This window comes from Streptomyces sp. NPDC048420, assembly GCF_040651535.1.
In the GTDB taxonomy this organism is placed as follows: domain Bacteria; phylum Actinomycetota; class Actinomycetes; order Streptomycetales; family Streptomycetaceae; genus Streptomyces.
This window is the reverse complement of the sequence record NZ_JBEZKG010000011.1, coordinates 126,963-144,156: the sequence shown is the minus strand read 5'-3', so window position 1 is coordinate 144,156 and position 17,194 is coordinate 126,963. Positions and strand designations below refer to the sequence as shown.

Genomic DNA, 17,194 nt, shown 5'->3' with positions numbered 1-17,194 from the left:
GCGCCGCACGCCGAGGCCTAGAAGGGCGTGAGCGTCAGCCGGATCCCCGTCGGCGCCGTGTCCTGGACGTAGGAGGCGAAGTCCGCCACGTCGTCGAAGGCGAAGCCGTACGCCCTGCCGTCCTCGGTGGCCGCGTGCATGGCCTTGGCGTAGTGGTTGGTGAGCGCGGTCCGGTAGAAGGACGCGGGGTCGGTGGTCGGCTGGGCGGAGGCGCTCACCAGCGTCGACCGGTTGAACCCGGCTCCGAGCACCGCGGCGACCGGCCCCGCCGTACCGTCGTTGGGCGCGGCGAGGGCGCCGTCGCAGAAGAGCACGTCCCGGGTCGACGGGCGGGCGAAGGAGACCTGCGCGGGCCCGTCGAACACGAGCTGCCCGCCGCGCACCCGGCCGGTGAACGTGCCCGCGTTCGTGGTGACGGACAGGTCCTTGCCGGTGTAGGCGCTCCACACCTCGTCGATGTACGGCGCGAAGTAGTCCGCCGGGAAGAGGCCGGCGTCCAGACCGTGACCGGGCGCGATCACACGCGTGTCGTCCACGACCAGCGGCGCGAACTCCTCGACCTGGCGCAGGGCGGCGAAGGCGTCGGCCCGGCCGGAGGCGCGTACGGTGCCCGTCGTCTGGTCCTTCGCCCCGGTCAGCCGGATGCTCAGGGGCACGCTGAACATGTCGACCATGGTGGTGTTGCAGAACATGCCGTCCGCGTTGTGGGTGAACTCGGCGCAGTCGTGCAGTACCGGGTAGTTGGGGTCCGAGGTCACCCAGCCGGCCGGGTACTGGAGGGCCGGGTTGCCGTTGCCGTCCGTGACGACCTTGAACTTCAGCTTCGCGCCCAGCGAGACATAGATCCGACCGGACAGGTGGGGGAGGGAGAGGCTGGTCTCGCCGTTGCCGGACAGGCCGATCGCGTAGTCGGTGTAGCCGTCGGCGCCGTTGTCCGAGAGGGCGACCGGAGCGAGCGTTCCGTCGGGGGTGACGCGGACCTGCCTGCCGTCCACGTTGCCCACGATGTAGACGTGGACGTTCGCGTTGTCGAAGGCACCGGTGTTGTTGACGACGGTCAGCGGCAGCGCCCCGGCCGCCGCTGTGCGCGTGGCGTCCGCGAAGGCGTGGGGGGCCAGTGCGGCTGCGGCGGGCGCGGCCACCATGGCGCCGCCGAGGGCGAGGAGGAGCTTGCGGCGGCCCGGGTCGCGCTGGTGACGAGGTGTCATGTGGGGGTCTCCTCGGGTCTGTTGAGAGCGCTCTCACGTCGTGGGCGAGGCCCGATGCTACGGACGGGCGAGGCTCCGGCAAACAGCGCTGACAGCGTTTAAGTCGGCCTTAAGGGCCCTTTAAACGGTGGGCACACGCGCGTGGACGAGCGGTGGGCACACGCGCGTGCATCGGAAAACCGATGGACGCGGTCCCGGAGAATCCCGTAGCGTCAGCCGCCACGCCCCGGAAACGACGGAAGGAGGCGAGCGCCGTGCAGTTCACCGCCATTCAGCGCTCCCCTGCCGTTGCCCCGGCGTGCCTCGTCTGACCGGGAGCGCTCCACGCAGTACGCATCCCGGAGGAATCCACCCATGACCGATCCGGTCATCCGCGCGCTCGGCGAGCGCGACGCCCATCTCTTCGACGACCTTCCCGACCCCCTGGGCGCCCGGGAGTCGCACCGGCGCACCCGCCACCGCCCCGACTGGAAGCGCGTCGCCCTGCGCGACGGCAAGGTCGTGGCCCGGGGCGCCTGGTGGGGCGGCCCCGACGACACCGAGCCCCTGACCATCAACTGGTTCGACGTGGCCGAAGGGGAGGAGGAAGCCGGCGCCGAACTCCTGCGCACCGCGCCCTGGCGGGTCGGACTCGAGATCGACCTCCCCGCCGGCTGGCGGGAAAACCCGACGTCGCGCGCCGCCGCCGAGACCCGCTTCACCGCCCTGCGAAAGGCCGGGTACGAGCCGCTGGTCGAGCGGTTCCTGTACCGGTGGACACCGGAGTGCGGGCTGCCCGAGCGGCCCGGGCGCCTGGAGTTCCGGCCGGAACCGGACGACGCGGTCTTCTTCGACCTGTTGCGCCGCATCCACTCCGTCACCCTCGACGCGCACGCTCTCAAGGCCGTCGCGGAGGGCGGACTCGACCGGGCCGCCCAGGAGGAACTCGACTTCTTCCACTGGTGCCCCTCGCCCCGCGAGTGGTGGCAGATCGCCTGGACACCGGAAGGGGACGCGGCCGGGATCCACATTCCGGCGCACAACCCGTCGGGCCCCTGCGTCGGCTTCATCGGCGTCCTACCGGAGCAGCGGGGACACGGCTACTCCTATGACCTCCTGGTCGAGTGCACCCACCATCTGGTCGAGCGGGGCGCCGAGTTCGTGTCCGCCGCGACGGACCAGGGCAACTTCCCGATGGCCGCGAACTTCGCCAAGGCGGGCTATCCCGTCGTACGGGAACGCCTGAACTTCGAGCCTACGCACACCGGCTGACCGGGGCTGCCGCCCGGTTGTCAGTGCCGGGTGCGATGCTGGGCGGCAGATCGGTCTTCGGTGCGTGGGTCACGGTCGGCTGCGTGTGTGGCTGATCGGGTTCAGTTGGAGCGACGAGCCGTTCGACAATGACGTCCCGGCAGCGTGAGCCGTTGCATTACGACGTGGCTCCACCGCCCAGCAGAGCCTCCGCCCGCGTGAGGATCTCGGTGACCCGCAGCCCGAACACGGCGTCGCACGCGTGTGCCTGCCCGGTGCGGGCAGCGTCGAGCAACGCGTCGACGGCCCGGAGCATGGCGGGGCCCACGCCCTCGGACGACTCCGGGAGCTGCGCGACTCCGCCCGCGCCCCGCAGCTCGACGCCGACTCCCGCCGCCGCCGTCGGCGCCGTGAGACTCAGCGTCAGAGTGCTCGAAGCGCCGCCGGTGTGCCTGAGGACCAGGTGGACGGTGTCCCCGGGACCGTCCGCAGCCGCGGCCACCTCACGGACCTCGCCCAGCACCGGCAGCAGCACCGACAGGGCATGCGGACCGACGTCCCACAGGGCACCCTTCTCGCGCCGCCACGGCGAGTCGGCGAACGGGCTCTCGCTGGTGAACACCGACCCGAGCCACTCGGCCCGACCGGTGAACCAACCCTCCACCCCCGCCTGTTCGGCGATCCACGCCTCGGTCTCGGCCAGGAAACGCGAGGTGAAGAACACCACCGAGGCGACTCCGGTCTCCCGTACGGCCTCGACGACCGACCGCCCCTCCTCGACCGTGGTGGCCAGCGGCTTGTCCAGCAGCAGATGGCATCCCGCCCGCGCGGCCCGCGCCGCAAGGACGGCCTGCACGGACGGCGGCAGCGCGACGGCGACGGCGTCCACGTCGGCGAAGAGCGCGTCGTCGTCGTCGTACGCACGCGTGCCGTGTTCGTCGGCCAACTCCTTGGCCGCATCCGTACGCCGGCCCCACACCCCGGCGAAGTCCAGCTCCGGATGCGCGTCGAGCGCGGGGGCGTGGGCCATCCTCGCCCAGGGACCGGTGCCGAGCAGTCCGATACGCATACCGCCGCCTCTCTCGCCTCACTGCCGAACCTCACGAGGACCGGTTCCGGATCGCCGGCCGGTCGAGGCGAGGGTGTCACAGGCTCACCGTCGCCACGCAACCCGCTCCCGCACCTCGGACGGCCGTGAGCGACACGGACCGCGATTCAGCTGCCCCATCGCTGAATCCGTTCTCATTCTTCTATTGGACCTTCGGCGCGGGAGACGGCCACCCTGGTACGAGCCAGGCTCCGCCGCGTGACAGCCGAAAGAGGTCCAAGGCCATGCACACCCGCCGCATCGGTGATGTCGAAGTCAGCTCGATCGGTCTGGGCGCGATGCCCATGTCCATCGAGGGACGGCCGGACGAGGAACGCTCCATCGCCACCGTTCACGCCGCGCTCGACGCGGGCGTGACCCTGATCGACACCGCCGACGCCTACCACCGGGACGCCGACGAGGTCGGTCACAACGAGGCCCTGATCGCCAAGGCCCTCGCCTCCCACGAGCGGGGCGGTGACGTCCTCGTCGCCACGAAGGGCGGTCATCTCCGCCCGGGCGACGGCAGTTGGACGCTCGACGGCAGTGCCCGGCATCTGAAGGAGGCCTGCGAGGCGTCCCTGAGCCGCCTCGGCGTGGAGGCCATCGGGCTCTACCAGTTCCACCGACCCGACCCCCGCATCCCCTACGAGGAGTCCGTCGGCGCCGTACGGGACCTGCTCGACGAGGGCAAGATCCTCATGGCGGGCGTCTCCAACGCCAACCCCGAGCAGATCCGGCTCGCCAACGACATCCTCGGCGGCCGACTGGTCTCCGTGCAGAACCAGTTCTCCCCGGCCTTCCGCTCCAGCGAGCCCGAACTGCGCCTGTGCGACGAGCTGGGCATCGCCTTCCTGCCCTGGAGTCCCCTCGGCGGCATCTCCCGCGCCGGTGAACTGGGCTCGGCGCACGCCCCGTTCGCGCTGATCGCCGAGAAGTACGGCGTGAGTCCGCAGCGCGTCTGCCTGGCCTGGATGCTCGCCAAGTCGCCGGTGGTCGTGCCGATCCCGGGCGCGAGCCGGCCGGAGACGATCCGTGACTCGCTCGCCGCCACCGACCTCGTGCTCGGCGCGGACGAACTCGCGGAGCTCGACGCCGCGTAGCACCACCCCGGTCCAGCCCTCGCCGGTGCCGTCCGCAGCGTCCGCCACGTCGCTCCTCCGTGGCCGCGACCCCGCGCGGACTGGCACCGGCGATCGTGGTGTCTCTAGGATGGACTCCGCGTCCTGCCAGGCCAGTTGGCGGCAATAGCTGGGGGAAAGATGAGCACCGGTAAGAAGCTGTCCACGTCGATCGACGCCTCCGTACCCACGGCCGCGCGCATGTACGACCACTATCTGGGCGGCAAGGACAACTACGCTGCCGACCGGGCCGCCTGCGAGGAGCTCGACAAGGTCGTCCCCAGCACCCGTCGGCTCGCTGTGAACAACCGGCGTTTCCTTCAGCGGGTGGTCAGGACCCTGACAGCGGAGCACGGCATCCGGCAGTTCCTCGACCACGGCTCAGGCCTGCCCACCCAGGACAACGTCCACCAGGTCGCCCAGGCGATCGACCCCACCTCGCACGTGGTCTACGTCGACAACGACCCGATGGTCCTCGTCCACGGCCGCGCGCTGCTGGAGCAGGACCAGCGCACCACCGTCATCCACGCGGACATGCGGGAGACCGAGGCGATCTTCGCGCACGAGGACACCCAGCGGCTGATCGACTTCTCGCAGCCCGTCGCCGTCCTCTTCAACTCGGTCATGCACTGCATCCCCGACAGCGACACGGACGGGCCGGCCGCCCTGGCCCGCCGGGTGCGCGAGAAGCTCGCACCGGGCAGCTTCATGGTGATGTGCCAGCTGGTCAGCGAGGACCCCGAAGTCCGCGACTTCGTCACCAACTTCATGGACCAGGCGACCCAGGGCCACTGGGGCCGGGTCCGCCAGGAGAAGGACGTCGCCGAGTGGTTCGCGGGCCTCGAGATCCTCGACCCGGGCCTGGTGGAGGTCTCCACCTGGCGCCCCGACTCCGAGGTGGCCCCCCGCCAACTGACCCACGAGTGGATCGAGTTCGGCGGCGTCGCCCGCCTTTCCTGACACGACGACGAACGCCCCCGGCAGGACGCGCAGGTCCCCTGCCGGGGGCGTACGCGTGTCGGCGGGACCTCGCGCACGGAGATCGGCAAAAAAGTCACCGCAGCGACGCCGAGGAACGCCCCACGGCGGCGCCAGGCGTTGCCGCGAACGCCGTGGACCGGGGTCCCGGCCACCGTGCCCCACGGTCCTGTCGCGAAGCCCGCCACGCGCCCGGCAAAGCCTCCGAACTTCCCCGGCGAACTGGTCCTTCGCGCAGGTCAGCCCTACGATCGAGGCAGCCGGGAAGGGGCGCGAATGGACCGCACCATGCGCACGATGGAAGACGTTCTCCAACTGCTCGACGGGCTGTTCGCTCCCCAGGCCGACCGCTGGACCGCGGACGCCGGTTCCTGGTGGGACGGCTTCTACGCGGACCGCGCCAAACCTGTTCCCTTCTTCGTGGCGAAGCCGGACGAGAACCTGGTGTCGTACCTCGACCGCGGTCTCGTCCCCGGGGGTCGCGCCCTCGATCTGGGTTGCGGTCCGGGCCGCAACGCGGTCCACCTCGCCTCCCACGGCTTCGAGGTCGACGCCGTCGATCTCTCACCCGGCGCCATCGCCTGGGCCCAGGAGCGGGCGCAGGAGGCGGACGCGACCGTCCGCTTCCTTTGCGGGGACGCCTTCGTACTGTCGGACACCGAACTCCGGGGCACCTACGACCTGATCTACGACTCCGGCTGCTTCCACCATCTGCCGCCGCACCGCCGCGTCAGCTACCTGGCACTCCTCGACCGCCACCTCGCACCCGGCGGCCGCTTCGGCATCACCTGTTTCGCCGACGGTGCCATGGGATCGGAACTGCCGGACGCAGAGCTGTATCGGCGGGGGGGACTCGACGGCGGGCTCGCCTACACGGCCCAGTCCCTGCGCCGGATCTTCTCCGACCTCGGCGAGATCGAACTGCGGCGCATGCACGACGAGCCGCCCGACTCCCCGCGCTTCGGTGAACCCTTCCTCTGGGCGGGCCTGTTCGGCCGCGACGGGTGACCGGAGTGCTCAGCCGCCGTAGCGCTGCTCCATCGTCTCGCGCAACAGCCGCAACGAGTCCCGGGGTTCGAGGGCGTCATCCGCCAGCCGGTCCAGGGCGAGGCGGTACTCCTCCGTCTCGTCCCGATCCTCCAGGAAGTTGGCGCTCTTGATGTGCTCCAGATAGACGACGTCCGGAAGATCGAGGCCGCCGAAGCGCAGATAGGTGATCGGGATGGCCGGCGCGGAGGCGTTCGTCACGTCCAGCGGCACCACCTGCACCGTCACATTGGGACGCTGGGCCATCTCGACGAGATGGGCGAGCTGTGCCCGCATGACCTCCCGGCTGCCCAGCACCCGCAGCAGCACCGACTCGTCGATCACCGCCCACAGCTGCGGGGCGTCCGGGCGCAGCAGCAACTCCGCGCGCCGGGTGCGCAGTTCGACGCGGCGCCCGACCTCGCTCGCCGCGGCGGTCGGCAGGCCGCGTTCGACCACCGCGCGTGTGTAGTCCGCGGTCTGCAGCAGACCGGGGACGTACTGGATCTCGAAGGTACGGATGGCCGCGGCCGCCTCCTGGAGCCCCACCAGCCGGTCGAACCACTCGGGCATCAGCCGCTTGTCGTACCGCTGCCACCAACCCGGTTCCCCGGCCCGCTGAAGCAGCTTGAGCAGCATCGACGACTCGTAGTCCTCGGTGCCGTAGAGCTTCAGCAGGGCGCGGACGTCGTGCTCCGTCGGGGGCCTGCGGCCCTTGCCCGACTCGATGCGGGACAGCTTCGCCGGGCTGAACCCGAGCGCCCGCGCCGCCTGGTCCTGGGCGAGTCCGGCATCCTCGCGGAAACCCGCCAACTGGACGCCGACCAGCATCTTCAGCAGCGTGGGAGCCGGTTCGGACCGGTCCAGATACGGTTCCAGGCGGGAGATGCGATGGGACGCGGCAGACATCCTGACTCCCAGTAAACCGGCACAGAGACAACTCACACTATCGCACGCAGCGTGGCCGTACCGCATCATTCCGTAGACACCGGTTGGGGCAGGGGAGTTGGGGCCAGCCGCGCCTCAGGTCTCCGGGAATCTCACAGGAGGTGGTCGAACTCACCGTCCTTCGCGCCGGCGACGAACGCCGCGACCTCGGCCGGCGTGTAGACCAGCGCGGGGCCGTCGGGATCACGGGAGTTGCGCAGCGCGACAGCGCCGTCGACCAGTGAGGCCACTTCGACGCAGTTGCCCTCGGCGTTGCTGTGACGGCTCTTGACCCAACGGGCGTCGAGCGAACTCGCCCGTACTCCGTTCTGCACTGCTGGCACCGCAGTCTCCTTGCTGTTCACGTTCTGCGCCGGGTGCTTGTCCCGGCTGCCCGGACGGGCCGGAGCACACCACCGCAACCTCCGTGGCCCCACCCGTCGTTCGCGCAATTTCTCGTGCAATTGCACGCGGGCGCCTTCAGCGTGGATAATAGCTCCAGCGTCAACCCCCGTGGTTGCGCCCCCGCCTTGACGTCGCATCAGGGAGATGCCGTGTCATCACCTGCGAAACATGTGCTCCGGCCGCGGAGCCAGGCTGTGCCGGAGGCGGGTGGTGCGGACACGGCCGGTGAGCCCGTGCGGCGTCCGAGTCCGGTCGGCGCTCGGCAACAGCCCTCGGCGCTCGGTCCCCTCGTCTCCGCCGCGCTGCTCATCAGCTGCAGCGCGGAGGGATTCGCCCGCGCCCGCGCCTTCACCCGCGAGACCCTCAGCCGTTGGTCCCTCGACCATCGCAGCGACGACGCGACCCTCGTGATCACCGAACTCGCGGCCAATGCCGTGGCCCACGCGGTGCTGGCGCCCGCGGCGGGTGGTGCCGCCGAGGTGTGGCTGGGGCTGGCGCTGGACCCCGCCCATCTACTGGTGTCCGTCTCCGATCCCGGTGACACGCCTCCCGCGTACACGCCCGCCGACGTCTCCGCCCTGCGCGAGCACGGCCGTGGCCTGTACATCGTCGACGCCCTGGCTCAGGAGTGGGGCTGGACCTCGCGGCCCCCGGCCGGCAAGACCGTCTGGGCCAAGCTGTCGACCACCTCCCCTCCCTGACATGACTGCCATGGAAAGGTCTGACGCCATGCGCACCGCTCCGGACCAGCCGAGCAACGAGCGCACCAGCCACCCCGCTCCCGCCACCGGAGTGGCGCGAACCGCGCCCCTCGTGGCGCTGAACGGGGTCCCCTGGAGCGAGATCCAGGACTCCACCGGCTGTGCGGCGGCCATCCCCCTGCTTCTCAACAGCGTGGCCTGGGGCGACCCCGACACCGCCAGCGCCGCACTCGGCGACCTGCGCAAGCGCATCTGCCAGTACGGCTTCGTCGTCGAGCAGGCCACCGCCGCCACGGTCCCCTTCCTCTGGGAACTCGCCCAACTGCCCCAGGTGACCTGCCGGGCGGAGATCATCCAGCTGCTCAGGAGCATCGCCGGGGCCCGTCAGTGGGAGAGCACGGCGGCCGTCTATCCCAAGCTGCTCAACCACCGTGAGAACCCGGTGGTGTGGGAGCGTCAGGCCCGCCAGGCGGTGCGTGCCAAGAGCGGGGCCATCGGGCGGCTGATGGCCGACGACGACACCGCGATAGCCCACGCCACCTCGGAACTCGCCCGCACCCTAAACGAGTAGAAGGCCTCGCCGAGTACCTGGTGTACTCCTTGTCGACGAGGGGGAGAAAGCGCTTGCCCCTCACATCGGCAACCGGGGAGGACCACCGACGATGGCATCGTCGCCGGCGCAACCGCTCGACCATCGCTACCGGGGCGAACACCCCGTACGCACACTCGCCTACCTGCTGCGCGCAGACCGCCGCCGACTGGCCGCCGCCGTCGTGGTGTTCACCGTCAAGCACAGCCCGATCTGGCTGCTGCCCCTGATCACCGCGACGATCATCGACACCGTCGTCCAGCACCAGCCGATCTCCCGGCTCTGGACGAGCACCGGCGTCATCCTGTTCATCCTGCTGGTCAACTACCCCCTGCACCTCCTCTACGTCCGTCTCCTGTACGGCAGCGTCCGCCGCATGGGGACGGCCCTGCGCTCCGCCCTGTGCACCCGCATGCAGCAGCTGTCCATCGGCTACCACTCACGGGTCAGCGCCGGAGTGCTGCAGGCCAAGGTGGTACGGGACGTCGAGACCGTCGAGCAGATGGTGCAGCAGACCGCGGAGACCGGGCTCGGCGCGACCACCGTGCTGATCGGCGGACTGGTCATCATCGCCGTACGGACACCTGAGTTCGTGCCCGTCTTCCTCGTCGTCGTGCCCGCCGCCGCACTCGTCGTGGCCCGCCTCCGGGCCCGGCTGCGCACCCACAACGAGCACTTCCGGCACGAGGTCGAGACCCTCTCCTCCCGTGTCACCGAGATGACCCGCCTCATCCCGGTCACCCGCGCCCACGGCCTGGAGGGCAAGGCGCTGCGCCGCATGGACGGCACCCTGCGCCGGCTGCTGACCTCGGGGATGCGCCTCGACCTGGTCAACGGGCGCTTCGGCTCGCTGGCCTGGGTCGTCCTGAACGTGGTCGGCGTGCTGGTCCTGACCGCCGCCGCGCTGGTGTCGTACTACGGCGTCTGGGGCGTGACCCCCGGTGACGTGGTGATGCTCAGCGCTTTCCTGACCACGCTCACCAACTCCACGACAACGTTGGCAGGGCTCGCCCCCGTCATCACCAAGGGCCTGGAGTCCGTCCGCTCGGTCGGCGAGGTGCTCCAGGTGCCCGAACTGGAGGACAACGAGGGCAAGACGGAGGTCGACTCGGTGCGGGGCGCCGTCGAGTTCCAGGGCGTGGGGCATGTGTACGACAGCGGCGCGGCCGCCGTGCGCGACTTCACCCTGTCCGTGACACCGGGCGAGACCATCGCCCTGGTCGGCGCGTCCGGCGCGGGCAAGTCCACCGTCCTCAACCTGCTCATCGGCTTCATCCGGCCCACCTCGGGGCGGCTGCTGCTCGACGGAACCGACATGAACAGCCTGGACCTGCGCACCTACCGGCGCTTCGTCTCGGTCGTACCGCAGGAGTCCATCCTGTTCGACGGCACGATACGGGAGAACGTCGCCTACGGCATGGACGACGCCGACGAGGAGACGGTACGGGCCGCCCTGCGCGACGCCAACGCGCTGGAGTTCGTCGACCGGTTGCCGCAGGGCCTCGACACCCTGGTCGGCGAGCGTGGCGCCCGGTTGTCGGGCGGGCAGCGCCAGCGTCTGGCCATCGCCCGGGCCCTGATCCGTGATCCGCGGGTCCTGGTCCTCGACGAGGCGACCTCGGCCCTGGACACCCGTTCCGAGGCACTCGTCCAGCAGGCGCTCGCCCGGCTGCTGCACGGACGTACGACCTTCGTGGTGGCGCACCGGTTGTCGACCGTGCGGGGCGCCGACCGGATCGTGGTGATGGGGGAGGGCCGGATCCTGGAGACCGGCACCCACGAGGAACTCCTGCACCGCGACGGGGCCTACACGGCGCTGCACGCCGGTCAGGTCGCCTGAGTCCTGCCACGGGTGCAGTTGTGCGTACCGGCTCTGGTCGCGGTCTCGACGGTGGGCGCGGCCGTGGGGCCCCGGCCGCTGTGAACTGAGCGCCGTTCAGGGCGGCACACACCCCTTGGCGTGCGTGAGCGGGCCTGGTTTCGGTCATCGCGAAGACACTCGGCGGGGGCACGTGGGGGCGTGGTCGGCCCTGCGGGCTCGCCAGGGCGGGGACGTGACCGCTCCGGAGGTGCGAGGGCCTTTCGGTGGCCGGTGGGGGCCGTAGGGCGTGTGGGTGGCTCAGGTCATTCGGCGTGTGAGCGAGGCGTCATGCCGTGCTGCTCCTGGGCGTGCGGCCGGGTCCGACAGGGCGGGACGTGACCGCCACGGAGGTGCGAGGGCCCCTCAGCGGCCGGCGGGGCCCGAGGGCCGTGGGTGGTCCGGTTCTGGGCCGGTCACCGCCTGCCTGGGACGTCACGAAGCCCGATGGCCCGCCACCGCCGGAGGCGTCACGCCGCGCTGCTCCTCGGTACCCGGCGGGGGCATGTCGAGTCGTGGTCGGTGCCGCAGCTCGTCCACCAGCGCTCGCAGCACGCGGTGTCGAGTTCGGCGCGGACGATGTCGTCGGCGGCCCCCGCACCGGACCCGCCGGGACAGACCGCCGGCCTGCGGATTTCGGCCAGCGCGCGGCGCTGGTCGCCGAGCACGCTCTCGCGTACGACGGCGATGACCGGGACCAGGGCAGCGGCGGCGAACAGGCACGCGGCCCACGGGGGGCCTTGGCGCAGCGCGATCACCGCGGTCCAGGCGAGTCCGGTGCTCGTGGCGAGGTAGAGGGCGCTGAGGAAACCTGCGGAGCGGTTCATGGGCGTATACCGTTCATGGTGCGAGGGATGCCCCTTGTTCAACGGTTTGCGGCCCTTGGGGAAGCGGGTCCGGTCGCACGCTATTGCGCCAATCGCGTGTCCTCGGGCACCCGATGGGATTGGTCCCGGGGGGACGGGGCATAGGCAGCGAAAATCGAGAGAGGGGCGCTACGTGCTCGTTCCGGACCCGAAGGTGGTCAGACGGCTGCTGACCCGCTACGCATCGCTGAGGATCGCCCAGGCGGAGAGGGATAGGCCTGCGACGGCTCGTGAGCTGGACGACGTCAGCTACACACTGTGCGTGATGATGGGGACCACCGACGTCGGTGAAGCGGTCGCCAGGGCGGACGCCCTGCTGCCGGCCGCCGGGCGTACGGAACCGGAAGGCGAGAGCGGCCTGCCACTGGCCGGCTGACGCGATGCCGGCCCCGGCGGACGGTCAGGATCGCACCGCCGGGGCGGCGTCCTTCGCGTGGAAGGCCGCGCGATACGACTGCGGGGTGGTGCCGACCACCTTGCGGAAGCGCTCCCGGAACGCCGTGGGGGAGCCGAACCCCGCCTGCCGCGCGACCCGTTCGACCGGATGACCGGTGTTCTCCAGCAGGTACTGTGCGCGCCGCACCCGGGCCCGCAGCAGCCACTGCAGCGGAGTGCTGCCCGTCTGCTCGCGGAAACGGCGGCTGAAGGTGCGCTCGCTCATGCCCGACCGGGCCGCCATCTCCCCGAGGGTGATCTCGTGGGCCAGGTTGTCCCCGATCCACTCCAGGAGCGGTTCCAGCGTCGAACCCCGGGGCACCGGCGGGTGGTCGTACACGATGAACTGGGCCTGCCCGCCCTCCCGTTCCAGGGGCATCACCGACATCCGGGCGGCGTGCGCGGCGACCGCCGACCCCAGGTCCCGGCGGATCATGTGCAGACACATGTCGAGGGCCGCCGCAGCCCCGGCGGAGGTCAGGATCTGGCCGTTGTCGACGTACAGCACGTCCGGCTGGACCTCGACGGCCGGGAAATTCCGGGCGAGTTCGTCCGCGGCCACCCAGTGGGTGGTGGCGCGCAGCCCGTCCAGCAGGCCGGCCTCCGCGAGGACGAACGCGCCCACGCACACGGACGCGATCCGGGTACCGGCCGCCGCCGCTTCCCGCAGTGCGGCCAGGACGCGCGGGGAAGGCGGTCCTGCGGCGGGTGAGCAGCCCGGCACGATGATCGTGTCCGCCTCGGCGAGAATCTCCAGGCCCTGATCGATCCGCAGGCCGAAGCCGCCGTCCGCGCGCACCTCGGGCGACTCGGCGCACACCCGGACCCGGTACGCGGGGCGGCCGTCGGGCAGCCGTGTCCAGTCGAACGCCTGCATGGGCGCCGCCATGTCGAACGGCACCACATCGTCGAGAACGAGGATCGCCACGGAGTGCATGAACGCCACGATAGGTGGATTCCCGCCAGAGCCGAAAGCCAGGGCACACGGAGAGAAGCAGTGCCTGTCGTGTTGGCGGGAATCCGTTGGAACCTGTCGTTTCAGCCCCTGTGTGATCATCGGGAGCCTTTCTAGGGTGGGCGCACCGCCGACCGCACCGGAGAAGGACACCCCACCCCATGACCAAGTTCCTGCTGACCCTGCACGTCCTCGCCGCCATCGTCGCCGTGGGGCCGGTCACCGTAGCGGCCAGCATGTTCCCGCCGGCGGCCCGCCGGGCCCACGAGGACGAGGCCGGGGTCGGCACGGTGCGGCTGCTGTACCGCATCTGCCGCGTCTACGCGGGCATCGGCATCGCGGTGCCCGTCCTCGGCCTCGCCACCGGTGCCGCCATGGGTGTCCTGGGCGACGCATGGCTGACCACGTCCATGGCCCTGACCGCCGCGGCCGCCGGAGTCCTCGCCGCTTTCGTCCTGCCCCGGCAGGGCGAACTTCTTGAGGAGCTGACCGGGCAGGGGAGCGTCGAACGCCGGAGCACTGTCCAACTGGCCATGTTCACCGGCGTCTTCAACCTTCTGTGGGCCACCGTGACCGTCCTGATGATCGTCCGCCCGGGGTCCACCACCGGGGCATGACGGCTCGGGGCCCGTCAAGCCCGACGCCGGAATTCGCACGTCGGTGCGTGGGGGCGCCTAGACTCGTCAACGGTGCCCATGCGCGTGGGCCGCGAAGAACGAAAGGCGCGTTGACGGGTGTTCCAGGATTCCCCCATCTACGACCGACTCGTCGCCGAGCGCGGCGACGTCCCCGCTGTAGCCCGCAGGGAGGCCGAGCGCGTACGCAGGGAGCTGGAGTACGTCATGCGGCCGCTGCAGTCCCTCATGCCCCCGCCCGTCCCCGAACGCCCCGCGCAGCCGGGGCAGGGATGGATGCCCGCCGCCCTTCCGCCCGCCCCGCGGCCCTACTGATCCGGAGTCAGGACACCGCCGTGTTGGCGCCGTTGGCCGAGGAGCGGTGGTCCGGGCCGGGCCAGCCACTCGGCGATGCTGCGCGCTATCGGCTGGCCCGTCTCCACCTCGACGAACCCGAACTGCCCCGACTGGTTGCACTCCAGAAACCACCAGGTCCCGTCCCCGTCCTCGGCGAAGTCGAAGGCGCCGTAGGCCAGTTCGGCCGCCCGGAGATAGTCCTGGACGGCCGAGGCCACCCGTGGCGGGACGTCGGCGGGGTGCCAGGACGACGTGGGCGGGGCGAAGCGGACGTCCACCTCGTCGTCGGCCCCGGTGACCTTCCGGGCGGCCAGCATCGTCTCACCGACGGCGGTCAGGCGTATGTCGGCCCGTTTGGCGACCCGGCGCTGCAACAGGGTCGGGCCGAAGGCGACGGCCGCGAAGTCGGTGTCCGGGTCGACCCGGCTGGTCGGCACCGCCCGCGGCGGGTCCTGCGGATGCGCGCCGGAGACCGGCTTGACCACCAGGTCGGGGTAGCGCTCGGCGAACTCGCGCGCGGCCTGCGGGAACGTCGTCACGATCGTAGCCGGGACGGGCAGCCCGCAGCGCTGGGCGAGCCGCAGCTGCCAGGGCTTGTGCCGGGCCCGCAGGGCCGCGTCGGGGTGGTTCATCCAGCGGGCGTCACTGCCGCGGAGCATGCCGTACAGCGCCTGGGCGGACTCCTCGGTCAGCCACTCTGAGGGCACGGCGGCCCGCGCCGCGGGGCTGCCCGGGCGGCGGACCCAGATCGAACGCAGGCCGGAGATGCCCACCAGGCGTCCGCCGACCGACAGGTGGCCGCGGAAGGATCCGTGCACGTACTCACCGGACAGCGCCACCCCGTCGGTCAGGTCGGCCGGGTCGAGCCGCACCACCGGTATCCCCGTGGCGTTGAGGTGCACGACGACCATGTCGGCCGTCACGTCCTCTTCGCAGGTCAGAATCAATACGGTCATCTTCGGCGACCTGTGTTCAGTCGTCGAAGTGAGTCTTGGAACCCGCCGTGGACGTGGTGGTCCCCAGTTCTCTCATCAGGGCGTGGTCGCGGGCGGCGACCCGGCCGTCCATGAGCACGTTCAACTGCAGCCCGGAGTCGTAGACGTACGGAGTGGTCGACTCCAACGTCACTGCCGGACGTGCGTAGTTGAGCGCGAACGGTTGCATCGTCTCTCCCTCGCCAAAACTGCCTCTCACCGACGGCCGTCTCCCCACGACGCCGTCAGGTCAGCCGAATTGCTTCGGCTTCCAGAGACTTATACGAATCGAACGAGTGATTGGTTTCCTTACGCTGCGTAGTCACGGGCGGCGGGGCACCTCATGCTCCCGTTCGGCGAGCCGTAGCGCGGCACGGTCGCTGGGAGAGCCGCGCAGGGTGCGCAGCGCGAGCAACAGCACCCCGATGTCGTCGAGATACACCGGGTCCGGCAGCAGATCGGTGGGCAGTACGAAGTACAGCAGCGCGCCCCAGAAGACCCAGCGGGGCCCGGTGGGAAGTCCCGCCCGCCGCAGACCGCGCCGGGTTCTCACCAGCCGTACCAGCAGTCCCACGGCCACCGCCAGCGCCAGCGCCGCGAGCACCGCGGCGACGACGATCAGTGCTGTGGTCGAATCCACGGGCCGACCTCCTCCTCCGGGCGCCGTGCGGCGCGCTGTCTGACGGATTCCCGTATCCGGCCCTGCTAGGCGCGCGGAAGGGCGGCACTCACACCCGTGGCCCATCCAAGTGGCACGCCGTCGCGCACCCGCTTACGCATGGGTGACCTGAATGTCGCGGTCGCACGACGGGGGCGTGCAGGAGCGACCGCACTCTTTGTCTGGAGCACAGCATGACCACCGGTCCGTCAGCAGATCGCCCGAACGAACCCGTCATATCGAACGAACCGTCGTACGGCGATCCCGTCGGCGACCTGGTGCGCGCAGCGGTGGCCGACCGTCCCCTGGAGGACGTCGTCCACCTCATCACCCTCCTCGAACACTCGCCCCAGTACGCCGAGGCCACGGTCGAGGCACTCCGGGCGATCGGCGTCGACCGGTCCGTGGAGGACGTCACCCGGCTCGTGGCCCTGCTGACCCGGCCGCCGCGGGACGCGGACAGCGCCGACGAGGCGATCCGGGCCGCCGCGGAGTCCCGTCCGGTGGAGGACGTGACCCGGCTGGTCGCCCTGCTGAACCGGTCCGAAGTACAGCCGCACTGCGGCCAGGAGGCGGTGCGCGCCGCCGCGACCGGCCGTCCGGTGGAGGAACTCGTCGAGCTGATCGGGCGGCTGGCGGCGGAAAGGCCCCAGCAGCCGTCGTACGGGCCGTTCGAGGCGCACGAGCAGGACTGGCGGCAGGAGCCGGAGGCCCCGGGCGTGGACGCCCTGCCGGCCCCGCCGCCGCATCCCCCGACGCCGAGCCGGGCCGTGCGTACCTCGGTCGGGCCGAGCCGGCTCGCCGCACTGGTTGTGCTGGTGTGCGGTCTGCTCTGCTTCCCGGCGCACCGGGACGGGGCCTCCTTGCAGGTGTACGGGTTCGCTGTCGGGGTGTCGGCCCTCTGCGGCGTGCTGGCGCTTCTGCTCGCGATCCGGCCCGTGGTCGCGCTCCTCGCCCTGGCGGTGGTCGTACCCGCCGCTGTGGCCGCGGGCCAGCTGTTCGACGGCCGTTTCGGCTCGGCGGGTCTGTCCCGGGCCCTGGAGCTCCCGCTCGCCCCGGCCTGGCTCGCCGGTACGGCGGCCGTGTGCGCGTCCCTGACGGCTCTCACCGTGCTTGTGGTGCACCTCGCGGTACCGACACGGCCGGAGCGTGTGCTGACGCAGCGTCCGATGGCGGAGGCCGTGCGCGAGGCGGGCTGACACCGC

At 71.1% G+C, this 17,194-nt stretch carries 20 protein-coding genes; 11 read left to right on the top strand and 9 right to left on the bottom strand.

Features of this window, described 5'->3' with window-relative positions:
- Positions 1–17: 17 nt before the first annotated feature.
- Positions 18–1,208 carry a glycoside hydrolase family 64 protein gene (locus AB0D34_RS21785; RefSeq protein WP_362663758.1) on the bottom strand — a complete coding sequence of 397 codons (1,191 nt, stop codon included), beginning with the start codon at positions 1,206–1,208 and terminating at the stop codon, positions 18–20.
- Positions 1,209–1,562: 354 nt separating this feature from the next.
- On the opposite strand from AB0D34_RS21785, the gene AB0D34_RS21780 reads away from it, so the two are divergent.
- Positions 1,563–2,459, top strand: coding sequence for a GNAT family N-acetyltransferase (locus AB0D34_RS21780; RefSeq protein ID WP_362663756.1), 897 nt, complete (start codon positions 1,563–1,565; stop codon positions 2,457–2,459).
- Between the two features lie 157 nt (positions 2,460–2,616).
- On the opposite strand, the gene AB0D34_RS21775 is transcribed toward AB0D34_RS21780, so the two are convergent.
- Complete coding sequence (locus AB0D34_RS21775; RefSeq protein WP_362663754.1) at positions 2,617–3,507, bottom strand: Gfo/Idh/MocA family oxidoreductase; 891 nt, start codon at positions 3,505–3,507, stop codon at positions 2,617–2,619.
- 263 nt (positions 3,508–3,770) lie between these two features.
- On the opposite strand from AB0D34_RS21775, the gene AB0D34_RS21770 reads away from it, so the two are divergent.
- The 3 genes from AB0D34_RS21770 to AB0D34_RS21760 all read left to right on the top strand — a co-directional run bounded on the left by AB0D34_RS21770 (position 3,771) and on the right by AB0D34_RS21760 (position 6,632).
- Positions 3,771–4,628 (top strand): aldo/keto reductase, encoded by an 858-nt coding sequence (locus tag AB0D34_RS21770; RefSeq protein ID WP_362663752.1) that lies wholly within the window; start codon positions 3,771–3,773, stop codon positions 4,626–4,628.
- Positions 4,629–4,787: 159 nt separating this feature from the next.
- Positions 4,788–5,606, top strand: coding sequence for an SAM-dependent methyltransferase (locus AB0D34_RS21765; RefSeq protein ID WP_362663750.1), 819 nt, complete (start codon positions 4,788–4,790; stop codon positions 5,604–5,606).
- 294 nt (positions 5,607–5,900) lie between these two features.
- Entirely contained in the window at positions 5,901–6,632 is a 732-nt protein-coding gene (locus AB0D34_RS21760) for a class I SAM-dependent methyltransferase (protein WP_362663748.1), read from the top strand.
- Positions 6,633–6,641: 9 nt separating this feature from the next.
- Here the strand turns inward: AB0D34_RS21760 and AB0D34_RS21755 are convergent, their stop codons facing one another.
- Together AB0D34_RS21755 and AB0D34_RS21750 are read right to left on the bottom strand one after the other, a co-directional pair.
- Positions 6,642–7,559: a helix-turn-helix transcriptional regulator gene (locus AB0D34_RS21755; RefSeq protein WP_362663746.1), complete on the bottom strand. Its 918-nt coding sequence runs from the start codon at positions 7,557–7,559 to the stop codon at positions 6,642–6,644.
- A 131-nt stretch (positions 7,560–7,690) separates the two neighbouring features.
- Positions 7,691–7,921, bottom strand: coding sequence for a DUF397 domain-containing protein (locus AB0D34_RS21750; RefSeq protein WP_362663745.1), 231 nt, complete (start codon positions 7,919–7,921; stop codon positions 7,691–7,693).
- Positions 7,922–8,215: 294 nt separating this feature from the next.
- Between AB0D34_RS21750 and AB0D34_RS21745 the strand changes: the two genes are divergently transcribed.
- From AB0D34_RS21745 to AB0D34_RS21735, 3 genes are all read left to right on the top strand, one after another.
- Entirely contained in the window at positions 8,216–8,683 is a 468-nt protein-coding gene (locus tag AB0D34_RS21745) for an ATP-binding protein (protein ID WP_362663743.1), read from the top strand.
- 28 nt (positions 8,684–8,711) lie between these two features.
- Positions 8,712–9,254 carry a hypothetical protein gene (locus AB0D34_RS21740; protein WP_362663741.1) on the top strand — a complete coding sequence of 181 codons (543 nt, stop codon included), beginning with the start codon at positions 8,712–8,714 and terminating at the stop codon, positions 9,252–9,254.
- 91 nt (positions 9,255–9,345) lie between these two features.
- The gene (locus AB0D34_RS21735) at positions 9,346–11,112 is read left to right on the top strand and encodes an ABC transporter ATP-binding protein (RefSeq protein WP_362663739.1); all 1,767 of its coding nucleotides are present in this window, start codon (positions 9,346–9,348) and stop codon (positions 11,110–11,112) included.
- Between the two features lie 488 nt (positions 11,113–11,600).
- Here the strand turns inward: AB0D34_RS21735 and AB0D34_RS21730 are convergent, their stop codons facing one another.
- Positions 11,601–11,957 (bottom strand): hypothetical protein, encoded by a 357-nt coding sequence (locus tag AB0D34_RS21730; RefSeq protein ID WP_362663737.1) that lies wholly within the window; start codon positions 11,955–11,957, stop codon positions 11,601–11,603.
- 172 nt (positions 11,958–12,129) lie between these two features.
- On the opposite strand from AB0D34_RS21730, the gene AB0D34_RS21725 reads away from it, so the two are divergent.
- Positions 12,130–12,372 carry a DUF5133 domain-containing protein gene (locus AB0D34_RS21725; protein WP_362663735.1) on the top strand — a complete coding sequence of 81 codons (243 nt, stop codon included), beginning with the start codon at positions 12,130–12,132 and terminating at the stop codon, positions 12,370–12,372.
- A 24-nt stretch (positions 12,373–12,396) separates the two neighbouring features.
- On the opposite strand, the gene AB0D34_RS21720 is transcribed toward AB0D34_RS21725, so the two are convergent.
- Positions 12,397–13,368: a helix-turn-helix domain-containing protein gene (locus AB0D34_RS21720; protein WP_362663733.1), complete on the bottom strand. Its 972-nt coding sequence runs from the start codon at positions 13,366–13,368 to the stop codon at positions 12,397–12,399.
- 179 nt (positions 13,369–13,547) lie between these two features.
- On the opposite strand from AB0D34_RS21720, the gene AB0D34_RS21715 reads away from it, so the two are divergent.
- Together AB0D34_RS21715 and AB0D34_RS21710 are read left to right on the top strand one after the other, a co-directional pair.
- Positions 13,548–14,003, top strand: coding sequence for a hypothetical protein (locus tag AB0D34_RS21715; RefSeq protein WP_362663731.1), 456 nt, complete (start codon positions 13,548–13,550; stop codon positions 14,001–14,003).
- A gap of 117 nt (positions 14,004–14,120) precedes the next feature.
- Entirely contained in the window at positions 14,121–14,336 is a 216-nt protein-coding gene (locus tag AB0D34_RS21710; protein WP_362663729.1) for a hypothetical protein, read from the top strand.
- Here AB0D34_RS21710 and tgmB read toward each other — a convergent pair.
- The 3 genes from tgmB to AB0D34_RS21695 form a co-directional block, all read right to left on the bottom strand.
- Positions 14,330–15,313: an ATP-grasp ribosomal peptide maturase gene (tgmB, locus tag AB0D34_RS21705; protein WP_362663727.1), complete on the bottom strand. Its 984-nt coding sequence runs from the start codon at positions 15,311–15,313 to the stop codon at positions 14,330–14,332. The two genes, AB0D34_RS21710 and tgmB, sit on opposite strands and share 7 nt — an antisense overlap.
- Before the next feature lie 16 nt (positions 15,314–15,329).
- On the bottom strand, positions 15,330–15,521 hold the full coding sequence (gene tgmA, locus AB0D34_RS21700; protein WP_362663725.1) for a putative ATP-grasp-modified RiPP: 192 nt from the start codon (positions 15,519–15,521) through the stop codon (positions 15,330–15,332).
- Between the two features lie 132 nt (positions 15,522–15,653).
- On the bottom strand, positions 15,654–15,971 hold the full coding sequence (locus AB0D34_RS21695) for a YkvA family protein (protein WP_362663723.1): 318 nt from the start codon (positions 15,969–15,971) through the stop codon (positions 15,654–15,656).
- Positions 15,972–16,183: 212 nt separating this feature from the next.
- On the opposite strand from AB0D34_RS21695, the gene AB0D34_RS21690 reads away from it, so the two are divergent.
- Positions 16,184–17,188 carry a hypothetical protein gene (locus AB0D34_RS21690; protein WP_362663721.1) on the top strand — a complete coding sequence of 335 codons (1,005 nt, stop codon included), beginning with the start codon at positions 16,184–16,186 and terminating at the stop codon, positions 17,186–17,188.
- Positions 17,189–17,194: the final 6 nt, after the last annotated feature.